The sequence below is a fragment of the Kocuria sp. CPCC 205260 genome (genome assembly GCF_040981045.1).
Classification (GTDB): domain Bacteria; phylum Actinomycetota; class Actinomycetes; order Actinomycetales; family Micrococcaceae; genus Kocuria; species Kocuria palustris.
In genome coordinates this window covers 1-1,083 of sequence record NZ_JAVKPT010000024.1, presented here as the reverse complement: position 1 = coordinate 1,083, position 1,083 = coordinate 1, and the positions used below count along the sequence as shown (strand labels likewise).

Annotated in this window: 1 protein-coding gene; it reads right to left on the bottom strand. The window is 41.8% G+C overall.

What is annotated here, in order from left to right; translation table 11 throughout:
• Nucleotides 1-908, bottom strand: a 908-nt coding sequence (locus RF645_RS12930; protein WP_368819240.1) for an IS5-like element IS1169 family transposase, incomplete at its 3' end; no start/stop codon positions are given.
• Nucleotides 909-1,083: the final 175 nt, after the last annotated feature.

The window sequence follows — 1,083 nt, the reverse complement described above, 5'->3', positions numbered from 1 at the left end:
TGCTCGACAAGGCAACGTGTCTTGGATTTTTTCCTATTGTCTGATTTCTGCTCCTTGGTAAGCGGACGGTTACGGTAGCCCTTTTCGCAAATTATCGGATTCATCTTATGCTGTTTTACAATCTCCTCTTGTCCGACATAACCGGCGTCCAAATACAAGTCCTTGCCTTCGTCTTTTTCATCCAGCAGTCCTTCAAAGCCTTTGGAATCATGCACTTCTGCCGACGTGGTATCATAAGAAAGTATGATCTTATTGCGTTTCTCAACTTTAGTATGCTGCTTGTAGCCGTAAAAAGTCTCATCACGCTTCTTTGTCCAGCGGGCATCTACATCCTTGTGGCACTTCTTGTGGGGATTGTCATTCCACAACTTATCACCCGCTCCCTGTTTTATCTGCTCATTTTCATCACGGGTGTTACGTTGGCGAGGGGCAATAACAAAACTGGCATCAATGATGCGACCCTCATTGAATTGCAGACCCTTACTTTCCATGAAACTATGAAATTCCGAAAAAAGCTTGTCATAAACGCCTGTATTTGTCAGGAGTTCGCGATACTTCCACACCGTCTTCTCGTCAGGAACATCGTCAACACATTCAATACCAAGAAACTTGCGGAAACTCGTACGGTCAACTATCTGATACTCTATCTGATGGTCACTCAAACCATAATAACGCTGAAGAAACAAGACCTTGAACATCAGCACACAGTCTATCGGCGGACGACCGGCATTACTTTTGCGCTCTCCGGTAAAAAGGGCTGATTCAAGAGTAGGACGAAAGATCTCAAAATCAACATACTGAGACAACACTTCAAGAGGATTGCCCATTTCATTCAAACGCAATTCACGATTCTCTGACTCAAATAGTTGATTATAACGAAGCTTACGGTATCGGGATAACTTGTTCATTATAAAATTCTTATTTTCTGCAAATTTACGCTCTTGGAACCATATAAACAACTGTACTACAATATTTTAATTTATAGAACTCCTCTTTTATTTTTCCGAAAGTTTTCTGTTCGTCACGTACCCGGCAAAGTTCCCGGTGTGCTTTTTCTTTATACTCCTGAAGAACTTTGATTTC